The organism is Pontibacter locisalis, assembly GCF_042684605.1.
GTDB classification, from domain to species: domain Bacteria; phylum Bacteroidota; class Bacteroidia; order Cytophagales; family Hymenobacteraceae; genus Pontibacter; species Pontibacter locisalis.
The window spans coordinates 306,698-324,950 of the sequence record NZ_JBHULU010000021.1; the positions used below are offsets into that span (position 1 = coordinate 306,698).

The following is an 18,253-nucleotide window of genomic DNA, read 5'->3' on the forward strand; positions in this document are numbered from 1 at the left end:
AAAAGGCTCGTTTTCGGTCTGTTTTACCTTTGCCCCACACCAAGGAACAATCCTGGTAACAGGAAAAGAATGGGCATAGTAAATCTGCCGTACGAGGGGCTCACCTCATTTAACTACATTGGCCTACGAAACCCTTTGCTGGTTCCTTCATTATTTTAACCTGTTAGTCCTATACATCCTGGTACACAGATGACGGTGCCATAATATACCGCGTTTAAGACCTGCTGTAGATATGCGCGTACATTAAAGAGATTTTTTGTTGAGCAAAAAAGCTTTTTTTAAACAAGTCTAATTTGATTCAAATGAAATCTACAAAGAAAGAGAACGAAAATATAGAAGAAGACTTTAAGCCCCTGGAGATCACTTCTCCCCGTACTGCGGAGGCTCCCGGACCTAATGTAGGAGCAGAGTGCTGCTCCCTTGACGGTAGAACTAAAGTAAAGGGAGCAGAGGAACATGAAGAGGCGGAAGAAGAAGCAAAGTCTTCCTACATCCCGACAGCTATTAGCCTGATCCTGCTTTTGGCCGGCCTGTTGCTCGATTATTTGGATACGCCCTGGTTTACGGGCTACGTGCGCTTGATCGTGTATGGCATTTCCTATGTGTTGGTAGGATGGCGCGTGGTGTGGCACGCTATCCGGAGCATCAGGAGCAGCTTTTTTAATGAGTTCCTGCTGATGACCATGGCCACCTTGGGCGCTTTTTATATAGGGGAATATGCTGAGGGTGTTGCCGTGATGCTGTTCTACGTGATAGGGGAGCATTTTCAGGAGGCGGCTGTGCTGCGCTCCCGCCGTTCCATCAAGGCGCTTATAGACAACAGGCCGGATGAGGTGGGTTTGCTGACAGAACAGGGTATCACTACTGTGAAGGCAAGAGAAGTGCAGGTGGGGGATGTAATACAGGTGAAAGCTGGCGAGAAAGTGGCCCTGGACGGGGAGATGCTCTCCGAGCGCTCCTCCTTTAATACCGCCGCTCTTACCGGAGAGTCAAAACCAGACACAAAGGAAAAAGGTGAGACCGTGTTGGCGGGTATGATTAACCTGGATCGGGTAATTGAACTTAAGGTGACTTCTGCCTACGAGAACAGTGCCTTGTCTAAAATCCTGCGGCTGGTGGAGGAGGCCAGTACGCGTAAGGCCAAAACGCAGCAGTTTATTACCAAGTTTGCCAAGGTATACACGCCCATTGTCTTCTTCCTGGCCGTGGGGCTCATCTTTATCCCCTACTTCTTTGTGGAGGTGTATGACTTTCAGCAGTGGCTGTACCGGGCCCTGATTTTCCTGGTGATTTCCTGTCCTTGTGCGCTGGTGATTTCTATTCCGCTAGGCTATTTTGGGGGTATCGGTGCGGCGTCACGGAATGGGTTGCTCTTTAAAGGGTCGAACTTCCTGGACCTGATGACGCAGGTAGACACAGTAGTGATGGATAAGACCGGCACACTGACAGAAGGTGTCTTCCAGGTGCGGGAGGTAGAGACGTTGATGGAGGATAAAGCCTGGTTCCTGACGGCAGTAGCCGCGCTCGAGAGTAAATCCACACACCCGATTGCTCAGGCGATAGTGGCTGAGGCAGGACCAGCATTTAACAAGCATCAAGTAGGACAGGTGGAAGAGATACCCGGACATGGTCTGAAAGGTGAAGTTGACGGAAGGCAACTGCTCGTGGGCAATAGCCGCTTGCTGGAGAAGTATGGCGTGAGCTACGACCCTGGCGTGCGTGACATTGTGGAGGCCATTGTGCTGGTTGCCGTGGATGGTGCCTACGCTGGTTATATTACCATTGCAGATAAAACAAAAGAAGATGCGCCGCTAGCCGTGCAGCGCATGCGGGAACTAGGCGTGAAGCAGCTGGTGATGCTCTCCGGTGACAAAGACTCTATTGTCCAGAAAGTGGCAGCCGAACTGAAGTTGGACGCAGCTTATGGCGGACTTCTCCCTCAGGATAAGGTGAGCCATGTGGAGAAGCTGAAGGCAGAGGGCCGAACCGTTGCCTTCGTGGGGGATGGCATCAACGATGCACCCGTAATTACCTTGGCGGATGTAGGTATGGCCATGGGCGGATTGGGTTCCGACGCAGCCATCGAAACGGCGGACGTGGTTATCCAGACAGACTACCCTTCCAAAATCGCTACAGCCATCAACATTGGCAAAAAAACCAGGCAAATTGTGTGGCAGAACATTGCCCTGGCCTTTGGGGTAAAGGCCCTCGTGCTGATTCTTGGTGCCGGTGGTCTGGCCACCATGTGGGAGGCGGTATTCGCCGATGTGGGTGTAGCTTTTCTTGCAATTCTGAACGCCGTGCGCATACAAAGAATGTCCTTTGACTAGTAGCTTGAACCAACACTCAAAGGCTTCAGATGAGAAGTCGGAGAGGGGTTGTACAGGTATTCCTCTAATTACAGCTCGTTTTCCTGTTAAGCTGCAAAGCATTTGTGAGAGACAGTGCAGGCCTTGTTCAGGCTAAGAAGGAAACTGTAAAACAAAAAGAGCCGCACCATTGCATGGAAGCGGCTCTTGTCATTGTGGTGGGGGTGTAGGATTAAAATACCCTGCTGTACCTATTAGAGCCTGCTGTTCATTTTATTTTCTATTCATTTACTCTTATCAGCTATTCAAGTCTCTCTTACCCAGACCATAGCTAGGAGGCCTTCACGCAGTTTAGGTCGACTTAAACCGGGCGTTGGTATAATTAATTTTTTTGCAGTAAACGGGAAATGTACATTTCTCTCAGATATTTAGAAAGTAGCAGCCCATCATGATTAAGTTATAAGTAATGGTCCTGCTGCCTTTAAAAGAGTTACACCTACATCCATTTAAAATTCGGGAACTATGACTAAAGCATTTACTTATTCATTTCTTCTTATCATTGTTTCCTTGATGGTGCTAGCTCTGAGGGTACCCCTGGAAGCGAGCTTACTTCCTATAGTTGAGAGGCCTTTAATCAGCAATTTGTTGGCCGATTCGACTGTGAGAGTCTTGATTGTCATCGGTCTGAGTTTTTTTGTCCTCCAGAAGCGACTGCTTCCCTTCAATGGGTTGAAGCCTTTCACTTTATCCAATGCTCAGCTGTTGCTCCTTTCTGTTGCTATTATTTTGATTCTCTCTTATTCCAGCTATGGGTTTTACCTGGCAACAACGCCATCCATACTGCTCCTGTTTGGCATTGGGCAGGCCCTGATCGGGATTATGGAAGAGCTGCTTTTCAGGGGAATTGTTTTTCCACTGCTGATCCTGCATTTTGCGAACAAGAAGCAGCCGATTATAAAGGCAGTCTGGCTTTCTTCCCTGCTTTTTGGTGCCGTTCACCTGGTGGGGCTGATCAGGCACCCTGAGAATGTTTGGGGCGTTACAAACACCGTGATATTCGCTACCGGAATAGGTTTCTTTTTTGCATGTATGCTACTGAGAACGGGAAACATTCTTGTGCCAGTCTTTATTCACTTTCTGGTGGATTTCACGAATGGTGCCAGTGCGCTGAGTGAGGTGGAAGCAGTTGCAGCAGTACCCACTTTAACAACAGTGGTATTAACCCTAGGCGTCGTAATTGGAATGAGCCTAATTTTCATAGGGGCAGGTTGGTTTTTGCTGAAGCGCGTTGATAGAGAAGAATGGTTACAGAAGGCAGCCCTTATTAGATTTTGAACACATAGCCTAAAGCTTCGCTTGACTCTGTGTTCCTAAGTTAGCTGTAGTATATCCTTGAACTGGTGTACAATATGGAAGCGGGCAAGGATTTTCCTTTAGGTGGAGTTTAATTTGGTCGGCATTTATGCAAGGCCTTAGCAGAAGGAGACGGCAGGCGATGATGTTTACAGAGGGGGGTATTATGACCGTGAAATGGAGGCTTATCGAACCCAGCGGGTCAATGGCTTTTTCGCCCTTTCCAGCGAAGTAAACAACTACCTAGCGAAAAAAGAAAAAGGGAAAAGCGATGCGAATGATCACTTTTCCCTTTCAGTAGCCCGTAGGGGAATCGAACCCCTGTTACCAGAATGAAAATCTGGCGTCCTAACCCCTAGACGAACGGGCCGTTCTGTCTGATTGTGGTGCAAATATAACGGGTGTTTTTTTATCCGCAATAGGCAGCATTTTATTTTTTTAAGAGATTGTTAAAAGTGGTTGAAAATCAACCAGTAAATTTTAGTACAAAAGGCAGGCCTTGTAACTTTCAACCATTAAAGGCTTCTTGCGTTAGACAATTTTATAACAAAGTAAAAACGAAAAAAATGAGTAGAAGACTGCAATATACAGGGGTTAAGCCAGAGGCTTTCGATCAGCTAAAAGATCGTCTGCAACAAATGGGGCTATCTTTACAGGCAAACAGCGGGAGTTTTAATGAGAAAGGTGTTTCAGGTAATTACAACTATGATCCTGGTGCTGAGACGCTGGATATAGACGAACTAAAAGTAGGGTTTCCGGCAAGCATGATGTTAAGTGCTGACTCCTTACAGCAACGTATGACAGAGCTGATTGTGCAGCATGGAGGAAGGCCCTTAGCCTGATTCCGGACCTTTTAAACGTATTGCACCGTATAAGTAACTACTGTTCAAAAAACTTGAAAAAACCAGATAACTATGGAAAACAGCACATCACAAAATCAAAATAACAGCGAAAAAAACAACAATAGCGGTAACAGTAACAAGGATCAGCAAAAAAAGGATAATGAAAGTGTATTAAAAGTCCTGCAGCCACATGACATGTCCAGAACAGTGGAATCTGCCATGCATGTATTTCAGGGCCACCACGACAAGCTTCCTGAGTTGATGCACGATGTTGGTAACATCATTCTGAAAGCAACAAAGAAGCTGACCACCGCACAATTAATTCTAGCTGCGGGTGCTTTAACAATAGGAGCAGTTCTGTTGGCTCGGTATAGCGAAGATGATTCTGAGTATCAGGAGGCGTAGAGCGCACTCTGAATACTAAAATAAAGAAGAGACCCTGGTTAACAAAGCCAGGGTCTTTTTTATGGTACAACATTTGATAAACCTATTATATAGGGAATCTCTATACATTAGGAGCTTCCTTATAAAAGTGAAACTAAAAAACTACCGATTATGAAAAAGACAAGATTAATTCTCCTCCTTGTATTAGTGTTGGGAGCCTTACAGGTGCAGGCGCAGCAGCAACAGGTTTTACCCCCGCTTGTAAGTGTTACAGGGGTGGGAGAGGTAAGAGTGCAGCCCACTGAGGTTGTGGTAAACCTTGGGGTTGAAACGCGCGAGAAAACTTTAGAAGCTGCCCGGAATGAAACAGACAAAAAAGCAGCTGCTATTATCAACTACCTGAAAAAGCAGGGAGTTGATGCCAGGGATATTCAAACTTCTTATGTCACCCTTCATCCTGTTTACAATGGGGGGGAGTATGGAAAGACCTCTCCGGATTTTTATATGGCCATGAAAACAATGACGGTGGTGATCAAAAAGCTGAATAAGTATGATGAGATCATTTCAGGCTTATATGGAGTTGGTGCCAATCGCATTGATGGAGTTAGTTTTCAGGTAGGCGATATGGAGAAGTATAAGGCAGAAGCCCGGAAGAAAGCTGTTTCCAATGCGAAGCAGAAAGCTACTTCTTTAACATCCGAGCTTGGAGCAAAAGTTGGCCGTGTGTATGCAATTAATGATAGTATGCCTGGTGGCGGACCAAGACCGATGTATAAAATGGCTTTGCAGGAGGCATCTGCAGGATACGCAGATCAAGGTGGCCCTTCCATTTCCGCTGGCGAGTTGGTAATAACTTCTACTGTAGATGTAAGCTTTATAATTGAGTAGAAGAGCATGCAATTAAACAAAAGAGGCGCCTGGCTATAGCAGGCGCCTCTTTTGTTTGAAGCTATCAAAATTACCTTTCCAGCTTCTCCATTGGTCTGAAGGTATTTTCTTCAGTAAGCAGGAAGCTCAGAGGCTGCCTTGGGTTCTGAAGGATTTCCTGTTCCCGGATCCCCCATGGTTTCAACATCTCTTCTAGCATGTGTGCATAAGCGGTCATATCCCACGGGTTAAAAATTTCATTTGTAACGTCGTCTATCAGGGTATCCAGTACTAAATGATCATCCTCTGGTTTTACAGGACGGATAAAGTACTCTGGTACTACGTTAAAAATATAAGCCGCATAGAAAACTCGTGCCTTATACTCCGCTAACTGGATTGGGTGTAGCTGCTGGCCCTCGGTTACCTGACTTAACCTTCCAAGCGCCCTGCCAATAATACCATTGTCGAGCAGTGTACATATAATGGCTAAAGAGCCTAATTTTATACTGAACGCCATGGTTGTTAACTCATCCTGGTATTCAAAAGGAAGATCATCTTCAGCAGGATTTACTTCCACAAAGAAGAGAGAACAGGGCAGGAAATCTGAAAAGACCATTGGCACGCGCATTGACTGCAGCACCTGAAAAAAGGATCTGAATTTACCCAGCATTTTAGGGTCTTCACTTACGGCATACTCAGGCGTTACGTATGGGCTCGCCTCTTTTATTAGCTCATTTATAAGTGTGCCATAGTACATTTTCCCAATCCACTGAAAAACCTTCTGCTGGTTCAGTGCCTGAAGGCCGGTTATGCCGTTGCTTGCAGCTTCCTCTATTTCTGCTTCTAATGGTAGCACATAGTGCGTGTGGCAATGATCGCAGCAGGGTATGGTAAGTTGGCTGAAGGTGGTAACACTTTTATCAAGCAGCAATAATTCTTTTTTACCCAGATTGTACTTGTCCTGCAGCCATTCTCCAAAGACTGGTGTACGATGTTCGTGTGTGATGATTGTGCCGCACAGGAAACAGTTCGTGTCTGTGAACTGCATGTTTCCGAACGGGTCATATAAAGTAAGATCAAGCATGATGAATTGTTGCAATTATGCTGCAAAGATAAGGAAGGTAGAAGCTAGTTCCGAATAAAGAGTTTATTGAGATTATAAGGAGAGGAGCCAGAAAAATAAAATTTAACAACAAGCCTGTAAGCCGGGTTCTGTCGCTACGCCCAAGGGCGTGCGTCTTATCATTTATCTAGGCCTGCACTCACGCACAGGCTCCATCGACCTACCCACTGGCATCGGACGAGCAGCCCTTAGCCCTGCCGAAGCAGGACGCTGCCAGCCTATTTGGTCTTTCAACTCCTAAGGTTTACCCAGCCGGACTGGTCACCCAGCCGCTGGTGCGCTCTTACCGCACCTTTTCACCCTTACCGGCATTGCTGCCGGCGGTTATTTTCTGTGGCACTGGCTGTAGCTTTTCCATCTCCGGAAAAGCCCCTTCCCGTTAGGAAGTAGGATGCTCTATGTTGCCCGGACTTTCCTCTCCTCCCGTAAAGGAGCAGCGATAAGACGGCTTGCTGTTAAATTTTGTACTGCAAAGGTAACAAAACCTTTTCTATGTAGGTTCGGATTTAGCTATTTCAGCTTTACAAGCGTAGCGCCATAGCCAAACTTCTCTTTCTTGGCATCTTCAAAATATTTAATCCCAGGTGTGCGGCTAAGGGCTTTCTGTATCTCTTTGCGCAGCACACCATTGCCGGCACCATGTATGAAAACAATCTCATGCATATTGGCAGCCATGGCTCTGTCTAAAGCATCCTGAAACTTTTCCATTTGAAGCTTTAAGATAGCGCTGTTGCTCATGCCACTGTGGTCCTCTATTAATTTCTCTATGTGCAGATCGATCTCGTGCTCCGGCGCCTGCAGTTTAAAACTCTCGTGCCTGGCAGTGGCTTCAATGAGTTGCTCTGCTATTTTATCGGTGTTCACGGCTGTGGGCTTCTGGTCTAGCTGGAACAGGTAAGCTTCTTTGTTAAGCACTGGTGCCGTTCTCTTGCTTTTGTAAAAAGAGTTGGCTCTGAACTGTATGCGCTTCGTTACCGGTTCAAAAAGCGTAGGGCTGCCGTTCCGGTGCTGGATAAACTGAACCAGCAGGCTCGGCCATTTTTCGAAGTCCTTCAGGTGGTAGTGGGTGATGACACGGGTGGATTTAGGAGACAGTTTGTCATTTTGCAAACCACGGTACTTGTTCTCACGGTCTTCACCTGATGTAAAAAGCACATCATAATCTGTGTTATTCACAACTGTCACAGCCAACAGCTCTTCAGACTGATGCACCAGCGCCAGGTAAATTCCCTGTGCTGCTAAAACCGGTGCAACAGGCTCAGTTCTCTTCGAAGGTTGAATAGCTGAATCATCCTTTTTAAGGAACTTGGCTTCTTCCGGTGCTATAACCACTACTTCTCGGCGTGCAACGGGTATGGTAAAGTCGTTGTCAATGGCAACTTCTACAATGTTATTATCTAAAATGCGTGTAACAATGCCTTCCTCTCGTCCGGACATTAAACGCACTCTGTCTCCTACGTTCATAATTTTCGATGATTGAGTTATAAAGCTGAGATTTCTCTGGTTAAGCCTGTTCTGCTGTACTTACTTCTCTCAACTATACTTTAAGAAAGCAGTAAAGGTACAAGGTATAAAAGGAAATCCTTTATTCAGGTACGTTTAGAAGTAAAGGGCGTGTAATTTAAAACCGCTTTTTCGGTTATATTCCAGTGCCGGGGCTGGCACTTTTACTATGCTGAGCACGTACAGGGCCGTGTTCCAGATTTTGCTTCGCCCCTTGAAATGCATCAGGTTGAGGTCCGGGCTGAGGTAGTACTGGCGATGAGCATCTAGTCCTAGTGCTTCATTGCCGCTGGCGCTGTTGTAAACAATCTCTTCTGCACCATAACCTACTGCTATGTTCAGCCACTTTGGATATTTGGAGGTTTCCGGCAAAAAAGCCGCCACATCCACTGAGAGCCAATAGGTCTGCCCGTTATAGTCTTTAAGCGCCTGCTCACCTAAAGAACTGCCCAGCACGTTCGGGCGCATGTCTGCGTAGCGGGTAGTATGAAAGGAATATTTTGGCATAATCCGAACCTCGTTCCAGGCTAGCTCCTGGGCAACTACAGTGGCAGAACCTACCGTGTTTGCAATCAAGTCACCTACCGATGCACCATATTCGGTCTGGTAACCATCAAATATCTCAATTGGTGTTTGTAACAGGATTCCCGTAAGTCCGCCTAGAAGTATGGCTTTTTGATCAGGCAAGCCCGCCCATCGAAGCATGTCGATGCCTGCTCTGCTTTCATGAAATGCACCCCAGAAATGCCCCACTTTATCCACTTGCTTCCACTGGCTGTTGTCATCGAAAAAGTGGAAGTCGGAGCGTTCCTCCTTTGAGTACCATGCTTTATTGAGTGAAACCAATAAGGCAGAATAGCCAAGGGCAAAAGTACTGCTTAAAGCTACAAGCCTTTTTTTGTTTATCGTTGCCGTATCAGGTTCAACTTGCTGCGCCAAACTCTTTACAGGCAGGCAGAGAAGCGAAATGCAAAGTATAAGTATAATTCGTCGGAGCATTGTGCCAAAGATACACATGAAACTTGATTTTAGCTGTTTATATGTGGCTCTAGAGTTTACTCCTGTGTTTGAGCTATAGATAATTTGTAAGTGGAAATGGCTCTGTCGCGTGCCATGCCATGGTCTACCATGGGTGTAGGATAGGAACTTGTGCCATATTCGGGAACCCACCGTTTTATATACGCATATTCTTTGTCGAATTTTTTTACCTGGCTATCGGGGTTAAAAACCCGGAAGTATGGCTGAGCGTCTGCACCGGTTCCAGCGGCCCACTGCCAGTTACCAACATTGCTTGCCATCTCATAGTCCAGTAATTTCTGCGCAAAGTAAGCCTCTCCCCACCGCCAGTCTATGAGCAGGTCCTTTACCAGGAAACTGGCCACAACCATCCGAACCCGGTTGTGCATGAAGCCAGTTGTATTTAATTCCCGCATCCCCGCATCCACCAGTGGGAAACCAGTTTTTCCCTCGCACCACCGCAGGAATTCCTCCTCATTGTTTCGCCAGTTAATGTGCCTGAATTTTGGAGCGAAACTTTCTTCTGCAGATGCTGGAAAATGGTAAAGCAACTGCATGAAAAATTCCCGCCATATAAGCTCCTGTAACCAGGTGTCGTTGTGTTTCAGCGCGAGCTTTACGGCTTGTCGTACACTAAGGGTTCCAAAACGTAAATGAGGGCTTATTTTTGAGGTAGCATCCAAAGCTGGCAGGTTCCGTGTGTCTTTGTACCTTTTCAAGGTATCATTAGCAAGGTTAGGATCTGGTACTTTAATAGCTGAAGGCTTAAAGCACATTTCCTCCAGCTTTATAACTTGTGTCTTCTCGTGGGGGTGGAACCTACTGCTTTCATCTTCAACTGAAAACGGTTGTGCCATTTCTGGTTCAAAAGCCTTTAGCCAGGCGTTTTTGTAGGGAGTGTATACTTTATAGGGGGTCCCGCTTTTTGTCATGATTTCATCCTTCTCAAAAATGACCTGGTCTTTAAATGAATTGAAAGTTAACCCACTATCCCACATCAGTTGTTGTATTTCCGCGTCACGCCTGCGTGCGTAGGGTTCGTAGTCATGGTTTAAGTAAATACCTTTTACTTCATACCCCTGGAGTAACTCCTTGATAACTTCACTTGGCTTGCCATACTTCACAAGCAAGGTGCTGCCAAGCTTCTGCAGTTCCCCGTGCAGATTTGAAATGGCGTTATGAATGAACGTGACACGGGCATCACTTCTGTCTTCCAACTTGTTAAGTATGTCTGTATCAAACACAAAAAAAGGCAGAACCTTTTGCCCGCTTTTCAGGGCATGATATAGCCCTGCGTTATCGTGCAGGCGCAGGTCACGGCGGAACCAAAACAAACACATTTTTAAGTTATTTCTGGTGAAGAAAATTGGTGAAAAAGGATGTTTTACAAAAGCTTAACGGTACTCATTCCCCCATCCACGTGCAATACCTGCCCGGTCATCCAACTGGATTGTTCAGATAAGAGAAAAACGGCGGCAGAGGCCATATCCTGTGGTTGGCCAACCCTACCTAATGGGTGCCGCTTACCGGCAGCTTCTGTTTTTTCTGCGGTACTGAGCAAGGTAGAAGCAAGGGGAGTCGCGGTAAGAGAAGGCGCCACTGCATTGAACCGAATCTGTGCAGAGGCATACTCGGCAGCAAGTGCCACAGTTAAGCCTTGCAAGGCAGCTTTAGCTGTGGCAATAGAGGCATGATAAGGCATGCCGATTTGAGCCGCCACGGTACTGAAAAGAACAGCACTGGCTCCTTCAGCTTTCTTTAGTATAGGAATGACGGCTTTCAATACCTGTACAGCTCCTAAAACGTTTAACTCAAAGTCGTTGCGGAAGTCCTCCACCTGCAGGCGCTCAAAAGGCTTTAGCTTTATACTTCCGGGGCAATACACCAGACCATGTAAAACTTCAGGGAGCTGGCCTGTAAAGGTGTTGTCAAACTGCATCACGTCTAAAGTGATGTGCTGCAATCCGAGAGCTTCAGCTTCTTCTGAACTTTTCCGGGATGCCGTTATAACGTTTGCCCCGTTTTCTTTTAACTGACGGGCTGTTTCGAGACCTATTCCTGAGGTGCCTCCTATAATTAAAATATTGCTGTCTTTAAGTTTCATATGCGGCTGTTTTACCTTTTAACCTGCCTGACAGCTGTTTGTTCTGGGGCCATTTCTCTGATTGCCTAAATATATTTACAGGGTGCCTGAATAGTATGTATGAAACCTGTGGGGGAGGTAAAAGTATAGCCAAAATTGAATTATAACCTTCTGGAGGAAAATCAGGTATTATTTGCTGTCAGGGCTAAATATTTACCAGCACTAATATTCTGTTTCCTGTTTTTAAGCCAAAATCTGCAGAAGAGCTACTTACCGCAGGTTATTTTATTTCAATGGTAAAACTTATTTCTCATCTCACCTTACTATGAATATTAAAAAAGTTCTTGTCGCGAACCGTGGCGAGATTGCGATACGCGTATTGCGTGCCTGTTCGGAGTTAAATATCAGGACAGTAGCTATCTACACCTACGAAGACCGCTACTCCCTTCACCGTTACAAAGCCGATGAGGCATATCAGGTTGGAAAAGAAAACCAGCCTTTACAGCCTTACCTGGATATTGACGAAATCATACAAGTTGCCAAGGAGAACGGAGTAGATGCCATACATCCTGGGTATGGTTTCCTTTCGGAGAACCAGCACTTTTCCCAAAGATGTGCTGACAATGGTATCATCTTTATAGGTCCTAAACCAAAGGTTATGGCCTCCCTGGGTGATAAGATAGCTGCAAAGAAAGTGGCCTTAAGCTGTGAAGTGCCTATTATTCAGAGCAATGATCTTGATTTGAATACTTATGACACGGCACTGGAGGAGGCACACCGTATCGGTTACCCGCTGATGCTGAAGGCAGCTGCTGGCGGTGGTGGCCGTGGTATGCGTGTTATCCGGGATGATGAGCAGCTGGAGAAAGGTTTTTTTGAGGCCAAAAATGAAGCGGGAAAAGCTTTTGGAGATGATACGCTGTTCCTGGAGAAATATGTTGAGAACCCGAAGCACATAGAGGTGCAGATCGTGGCAGACAACTATGGCAACATTACCCACCTGTTCGAGCGTGACTGTTCAGTGCAGCGTCGTTTTCAGAAGGTGGTGGAGGTGGCTCCAGCCATAAGCCTCGATGAGGAAGTGCGGCAGAAGCTTTATGACTATGCTATCAGAATATGTAAAGCTGTAAATTACAATAATGTGGGTACGGTGGAGTTCCTGGTGGAACCGCACTCAAACAATATCTTCTTTATTGAGGTTAATCCACGCATTCAGGTAGAGCATACCGTAACGGAGATGATTACCGGCATTGACCTGATCAAGACACAGATATTCATTGCCGATGGTTATAACCTGGATAACGAGGAGATTTTACTTGGTCCGCAACATACGGTTCGCGCAAACGGCGTGGCCATACAGTGCCGTATTACTACCGAAGATCCGGAAAATGACTTCAAGCCTGACTATGGCACCGTAATAGCTTACCGGAGCGCGGGAGGATTTGGTATTCGCCTCGACCAGGGCAGTGTGTACCAGGGAGCCAAAATACTTCCTTTCTTTGATTCCCTGCTGGTAAAAGTGTCTGCGCATGCACCTACTTTACGCCACGCCGCCATGAAAATGTCACGTACTCTGGATGAATTCCGAATTCGGGGTGTGAAGCAGAATATTCAATTCCTGCAAAACATTATTAACCACCCAGAATTTATTTCAGGTGAGTATACCGTAGACTTCATCAAGACCCATCCGGAGCTGTTCGTATTTAAAAAGCGTAGAGACAGGGCTACCAAAATGCTTTCCTTCCTGGGGGATGTGATTGTAAACGGTAACCCGGATGTAAAGCATCCTGATAAGGACAAAGTGCTACGGAAGCCAACATTCTTCGGCAGTAACCTGCAGCAGCCTTATCAGAAGGGCACCAAAGATCTGCTCACTGAACTGGGACCGGAGGAGTTCTCTAAATGGCTTCGTAACGACAAGCAGATTCACTATACCGATACCACCTTCCGGGATGCCCATCAGTCCCTGCTGGCTACGCGCATGCGTACATTTGACATGCTTAAAATAGCAGAAGGTTTTGCCAAAGATCACCCCCAGACGTTCAGTATGGAAGTATGGGGTGGAGCTACTTTTGACGTCTGCCTGCGTTTCCTGCACGAAGATCCGTGGGAGAGACTGGCACAAATTAGAAAGTCGGTTCCGAATATCCTGTTGCAAATGCTGCTTCGTGGTTCAAATGGCGTTGGTTACAAGGCATATCCAGATAATCTGATAGAGGCATTTGTAGAGAAGTCGTGGGAGACAGGGGTAGATATCTTCCGCATTTTCGACTCCCTGAACTGGATGAAGAGCATGGAGCCATGCATCGACTTTGTTCGCAAGCGCACCAAAGGTCTTGCCGAAGGCACTATTTGTTATACAGGTGATATCCTCAATCCGAAGAAAACAAAGTATACGCTGGAGTATTACCTGCAGCTTGCAAAGCAGTTAGAAGATGCAGGAGCACATGTACTGGCAGTAAAAGACATGGCAGGGCTTCTGAAACCTTACGCTGCCACTGAGCTAATTACGGCCCTGCGTGATACGGTTAAACTACCAATTCACTTACATACGCATGATACTTCCTCTATTCAGGCTGCTACTTATTTAAAAGCAATAGAGGCAGGAGTAGACGTGGTAGACGTGGCACTTGGCTCCATGTCCGGGTTAACGTCGCAGCCGAATTTCAACTCTGTTGTGGAAATGATGCGCACCCATGAGCGCCACCGGGAATTTGATCAGATAAGCCTGAATAAGCACTCTAACTATTGGGAAACAGTCCGGGAGTATTATTATCCGTTTGAGTCCGGGTTGAAGGCTGGTACAGCAGAAGTTTACCGCCATGAGATTCCGGGAGGACAGTATTCCAACCTGCGTCCCCAGGCAATTGCCTTAGGTTTGGGAGACAAATGGGAACTTATAAAAGAAACCTATGCAGAAGTAAACCAGCTGTTTGGAGATGTGATAAAGGTAACGCCGAGTTCTAAGGTGGTAGGTGATATGGCCTTATACCTGGTGTCCAATGATCTGACCACAGTGGATGTGCTGGAGCGTGGGGAGCAAATTTCTTTCCCTGAGTCGGTGCAATCTTTCTTCAGGGGAGATCTGGGGCAGCCAGTAGGTGGATTTCCGAAGAAACTGCAGGAAATTGTGCTGAAGGATGATAAGCCGTTTACTGACAGACCAAATGAACACCTGGAGCCAGTAGATTTCGACAAGGAGTTTGCCGCGTTCAGAAAAAGGTTCGGGGAAAATTGCAGCTTTAGGGAGTTTCTTTCATACCAGCTATACCCTAAAGTATACGAGGCATACCATGAGCATTATGAGCTTTACAGTGATGTGTCCAAAATACCTACCCGTCTTTTCTTTTATGGATTGCAGCACGGGGAGGAGGCAATCATTGACATTGCCCGGGGTAAATCTATTGTAATCAAATACCAATCGATGGGCCCCGTGAATGAGGATGGCATGCGCACCGTGTTTTTTAAACTAAACGGACAGACACGAAACATTGAAGTGCGTGATAAGTCAGTTAAGGTGGAAAAGGTGCAGCATCAGAAGGTAGACAAAGCGAACCCAAAGCAGGTAGGTGCGCCACTGCAGGGACTGTTGTCGAAGATCCTGGTAGAGAAAGAGCAACCGATAAAAAAGAATACGCCGCTTTTCATCATCGAAGCCATGAAGATGGAAACAACTATCACTGCTCCGGAAGACACACAGGTGTCGGCAATACACTTAACAGAAGGGGCGATGGTGAATACAGATGACCTGGTTCTGACATTGTCATAGCATAATCAGGAGGGCTTTACAGGGAAAAACGCTGTTTGCCCTCCTGATTTACTTATACTCTTGCCAGCAATGCGAAATAATCGCAACAAAATTCGCTGCGAAGAGTTTTATAAGTAGTACTTGTAAATATGCTGCATGCATACTATTTTTGATGCAAGCGGTTGGATGTTAATCATCCTCATAGTCCAGGCCCATCATTTTGTTATAGGCCTGCTGCAACTCTGAGAAAGCATGCATGTTGCCCTCTTGGCGGCTAATCTGCATTCCTTTTTTATAGATGCGTTCTGCTACATCGTTCTGTCCAAACTCTTCGTAAAGTTTGGCTGCGTGGTAATACGTACCGACGTAGTTCTCATGTTCGGCTAGTAATTTTTCATAGTATTCCATCGCTTTCTGCTTGTCAGTGTTGCGGTATTCGGTAGCAATGGCGTATAAAGTAAAAGCGTCATTGGGGTCCTCTTCCAGGAACTTGAAAAGTTGTTCTAATCTGTTTTGAGACATTTCGATTTGGCTATATTTTAACTAACTTCGCACAAATTTAACTTTTAATAAGCTAACATTTCTAACCATGAAAATATTAGTTTGCATCAGTAACGTTCCCGATACTACTTCAAAAATCAACTTCACGGGAGATAACAAAGAGTTCGACAAAAACGGCGTTCAGTTTGTTATCAATCCCTGGGATGAATACGCACTGACCAGAGCTATCGAATTAAAAGAGGCTAAGGGTGGCACTGTAACTGTTTTGAACGTAGGAGAAGCTGATACTGAACCAAACATCCGCAAAGCGCTTGCCATTGGTGCAGACGATGCCATACGTGTAAACGCACATCCGAAAGATGCTTTCTTTGTTGCGCAGCAAATTGCTGCAGTAGCTAAGGAAAACAACTACGACATGATCCTGATGGGTAAAGAGTCCATCGACTATAATGGTTTCCAGGTACACAACATGGTAGGAGAGATGCTCGGCATGCCTTCTGTTACGCCAGCCTTCAAGCTTGATATGATCGATGACAGCACTGCCCGCCTGGAGCGTGAAATCGAAGGTGGTAAAGAGGTTGTAGAGGTGAAGCTACCATTCGTAGCCAGCGCCCAGCAACCAATGTCTGAGCCACGTATCCCGAACATGCGCGGTATCATGACGGCACGCACAAAGCCTTTAACGGTAAAAGAGCCTGTAGGAGCAGAAGCAAAAACAAGCATCGACTCGTATAGCAAACCGGAGAAAAAAGGTGGCGTGAAGATGATTGATCCTGAGAATGCAGGAGAACTAATTACATTATTGAGAAACGAAGCTAAAGTACTATAACTATGTCTGTATTAGTATTTGTAGAAGGTCTGAACGGAGAGATCAAAAAGTCCTCACTAGAGGCTGCATCATACGGAGGTCAAATAGCAAAGCAGCTAGGCACAACAGCCACTGCCGTAGCTATCGGCGAAGTTCACGAAGATGCCCTTACCAAATTAGGTGAGCAAGGTATAAATAAGGTATTATATGATGCCGATGACCGCTTGAAGCAGTTTGTTGCCGATGCCTATGTGAAGGTAATCGCAAAAGCGGCACAGCAGGAAGATGCCAAAGTGCTGGTTTTTTCAAACACTAACATTGGTGCGGCTGTGGGTTCTAAACTTGCTGTCCGCCTTAGTGGCTCGCTTGCCACTAACGTGACAGCGCTGCCAACCATAAATGGTAACAACTTTGTAGTTACACGTGGTGTGTTTTCAGGTAAAGCATTTGCCGATGTGGAGCTTTCTTCTGATGTGAAAATCATCGCGGTTAAGAAGAACTCTATCGAAATTGCACACGAAGGTGGCTCTGCTACTGTAGAAAAGCTTTCTGCTGATCTGGCTGATGCTGATTTTGCTGCTGCTCCAAAAGAGACAGTAATGCAGGATACCGATGGTGGGGTGTTGTTACCAGAGGCTGAAGTAGTTGTTTCTGGAGGCCGTGGTCTGAAGGGGCCTGAGAACTGGCATTTGGTAGAGGATCTGGCGAAAGCACTTGGTGCTGCTACTGCCTGTTCTAAGCCAGTGTCTGATATGGACTGGAGACCTCACCACGAGCACGTTGGTCAGACTGGTATAACTGTAAGCCCTAACCTGTACATTGCAATCGGCATTTCTGGTGCAATTCAGCACCTGGCAGGGGTTAACTCTTCTAAAGTTATTGTCGTTATTAATAAGGATCCTGAAGCACCATTCTTCAAGGCTGCCGATTATGGTATAGTTGGAGATGCTTTTGAGGTTGTTCCTAAATTAATTGAAGCTGCGAAAGCTTTAGACAAATAGACTTAGAAGATACTGTGAAGAAAATTCAGTTAGAGATACTTGGCCTTTCCTCCAGCCAATCACAAACGGGATCGTTTGCCTTGGTTTTGGGAGAAAGAGACGGAAACCGACGACTGCCGATTATTATTGGTATGTTTGAGGCCCAGTCCATTGCTATTCAGATCGAAAAAATTAATCCTAACCGGCCCCTAACGCACGACCTTTTTAAATCGTTTGCGGAGCAGATGGATGTGAAGGTAACTGAGATACTGATCTCAGATCTGAAGGAAGGTGTGTTTTACTCAAAAATCATGTGTACCAATGGTACAAATGATTTTGAGCTGGACTCACGTCCGTCTGATGCTATTGCGATAGGTTTACGCTTTGGCGTTCCTATCTATACCGTAGAGAGCGTGTTATCGGAGGCTGGTATAATTCTTAGCGATTTGGAAGATGAAGAGGAAGAAAGCGAGGAGATGACTGTGAAAAGCAGCTCTTCGTCTACAACTTCATCATCGAGCTCCAAAGAGAGTTTGAGCCAAACATCTACGGATGAGCTAAATAAGATGCTGAATGATGCACTTGAAAAAGAGGACTATGAGCGGGCCGCCAAGATCCGTGATGAGTTAAATAAACGTAACTGATTTAACATAGAACTTACTTCAGGAAAGTCCTGCACCAAACGGTGCAGGACTTTTTGTTTTATTAGATAATAGGCTTACTTTTGGCAAATTT

At 45.9% G+C, this 18,253-nt stretch carries 15 protein-coding genes, 1 tRNA gene and 1 other RNA gene; 9 read left to right on the forward strand and 8 right to left on the reverse strand.

The annotated features are described in order from the left end of the window. Positions 1-302: 302 nt before the first annotated feature. Positions 303-2,330 carry a heavy metal translocating P-type ATPase gene (locus tag ACFSRY_RS15280; protein ID WP_377509549.1) on the forward strand — a complete coding sequence of 676 codons (2,028 nt, stop codon included), beginning with the start codon at positions 303-305 and terminating at the stop codon, positions 2,328-2,330. A 501-nt stretch (positions 2,331-2,831) separates the two neighbouring features. Beyond that, positions 2,832-3,644, forward strand: coding sequence for a CPBP family intramembrane glutamic endopeptidase (locus tag ACFSRY_RS15285; protein ID WP_377509552.1), 813 nt, complete (start codon positions 2,832-2,834; stop codon positions 3,642-3,644). Between the two features lie 316 nt (positions 3,645-3,960). Here the strand turns inward: ACFSRY_RS15285 and ACFSRY_RS15290 are convergent. Next, a tRNA-Glu gene (locus ACFSRY_RS15290) sits at positions 3,961-4,032 on the reverse strand. Positions 4,033-4,228: 196 nt separating this feature from the next. Here ACFSRY_RS15290 and ACFSRY_RS15295 point away from each other — a divergent pair. From ACFSRY_RS15295 to ACFSRY_RS15305, 3 genes are all read left to right on the forward strand, one after another. Further along, positions 4,229-4,504, forward strand: coding sequence for a hypothetical protein (locus tag ACFSRY_RS15295; RefSeq protein ID WP_377509555.1), 276 nt, complete (start codon positions 4,229-4,231; stop codon positions 4,502-4,504). Positions 4,505-4,576: 72 nt separating this feature from the next. Next, positions 4,577-4,909 carry a hypothetical protein gene (locus ACFSRY_RS15300; protein ID WP_377509558.1) on the forward strand — a complete coding sequence of 111 codons (333 nt, stop codon included), beginning with the start codon at positions 4,577-4,579 and terminating at the stop codon, positions 4,907-4,909. Between the two features lie 150 nt (positions 4,910-5,059). Continuing rightward, complete coding sequence (locus ACFSRY_RS15305) at positions 5,060-5,776, forward strand: SIMPL domain-containing protein (protein WP_377509561.1); 717 nt, start codon at positions 5,060-5,062, stop codon at positions 5,774-5,776. Positions 5,777-5,846: 70 nt separating this feature from the next. Here ACFSRY_RS15305 and ACFSRY_RS15310 read toward each other — a convergent pair whose 3' ends face one another. From ACFSRY_RS15310 to ACFSRY_RS15335, 6 genes are all read right to left on the reverse strand, one after another. Next, the gene (locus tag ACFSRY_RS15310; RefSeq protein ID WP_377509564.1) at positions 5,847-6,839 is read right to left on the reverse strand and encodes a hypothetical protein; all 993 of its coding nucleotides are present in this window, start codon (positions 6,837-6,839) and stop codon (positions 5,847-5,849) included. A 101-nt stretch (positions 6,840-6,940) separates the two neighbouring features. Next, an RNA gene (rnpB, locus tag ACFSRY_RS15315) (RNase P RNA component class A) lies at positions 6,941-7,334 on the reverse strand. Positions 7,335-7,388: 54 nt separating this feature from the next. Continuing rightward, a complete protein-coding gene (locus ACFSRY_RS15320) occupies positions 7,389-8,342 on the reverse strand; it encodes a Smr/MutS family protein (protein WP_377509567.1) in 954 nt (317 codons plus the stop codon). A 135-nt stretch (positions 8,343-8,477) separates the two neighbouring features. Continuing rightward, positions 8,478-9,320, reverse strand: coding sequence for a DUF2279 domain-containing protein (locus ACFSRY_RS15325; protein ID WP_377509570.1), 843 nt, complete (start codon positions 9,318-9,320; stop codon positions 8,478-8,480). A 116-nt stretch (positions 9,321-9,436) separates the two neighbouring features. After that, complete coding sequence (locus tag ACFSRY_RS15330; RefSeq protein WP_377509573.1) at positions 9,437-10,738, reverse strand: cryptochrome/photolyase family protein; 1,302 nt, start codon at positions 10,736-10,738, stop codon at positions 9,437-9,439. A gap of 44 nt (positions 10,739-10,782) precedes the next feature. Then, on the reverse strand, positions 10,783-11,502 hold the full coding sequence (locus tag ACFSRY_RS15335) for an SDR family NAD(P)-dependent oxidoreductase (protein ID WP_377509576.1): 720 nt from the start codon (positions 11,500-11,502) through the stop codon (positions 10,783-10,785). A 304-nt stretch (positions 11,503-11,806) separates the two neighbouring features. Between ACFSRY_RS15335 and ACFSRY_RS15340 the strand changes: the two genes are divergently transcribed. After that, entirely contained in the window at positions 11,807-15,250 is a 3,444-nt protein-coding gene (locus ACFSRY_RS15340) for a pyruvate carboxylase (RefSeq protein ID WP_377509580.1), read from the forward strand. A gap of 168 nt (positions 15,251-15,418) precedes the next feature. On the opposite strand, the gene ACFSRY_RS15345 is transcribed toward ACFSRY_RS15340, so the two are convergent. Then, entirely contained in the window at positions 15,419-15,751 is a 333-nt protein-coding gene (locus ACFSRY_RS15345; RefSeq protein ID WP_377509583.1) for a tetratricopeptide repeat protein, read from the reverse strand. 67 nt (positions 15,752-15,818) lie between these two features. Here ACFSRY_RS15345 and ACFSRY_RS15350 point away from each other — a divergent pair, with 67 nt between their 5' ends. Genes ACFSRY_RS15350 through ACFSRY_RS15360 form a run of 3 tightly spaced genes read left to right on the forward strand, consistent with a single transcriptional unit; the run spans position 15,819 to position 18,162 of the window. Next, entirely contained in the window at positions 15,819-16,559 is a 741-nt protein-coding gene (locus ACFSRY_RS15350; RefSeq protein WP_377509586.1) for an electron transfer flavoprotein subunit beta/FixA family protein, read from the forward strand. Positions 16,560-16,561: 2 nt separating this feature from the next. Further along, positions 16,562-17,539: an electron transfer flavoprotein subunit alpha/FixB family protein gene (locus ACFSRY_RS15355; RefSeq protein ID WP_377509589.1), complete on the forward strand. Its 978-nt coding sequence runs from the start codon at positions 16,562-16,564 to the stop codon at positions 17,537-17,539. Positions 17,540-17,553: 14 nt separating this feature from the next. Continuing rightward, on the forward strand, positions 17,554-18,162 hold the full coding sequence (locus ACFSRY_RS15360) for a bifunctional nuclease family protein (RefSeq protein WP_377509592.1): 609 nt from the start codon (positions 17,554-17,556) through the stop codon (positions 18,160-18,162). Positions 18,163-18,253: the final 91 nt, after the last annotated feature.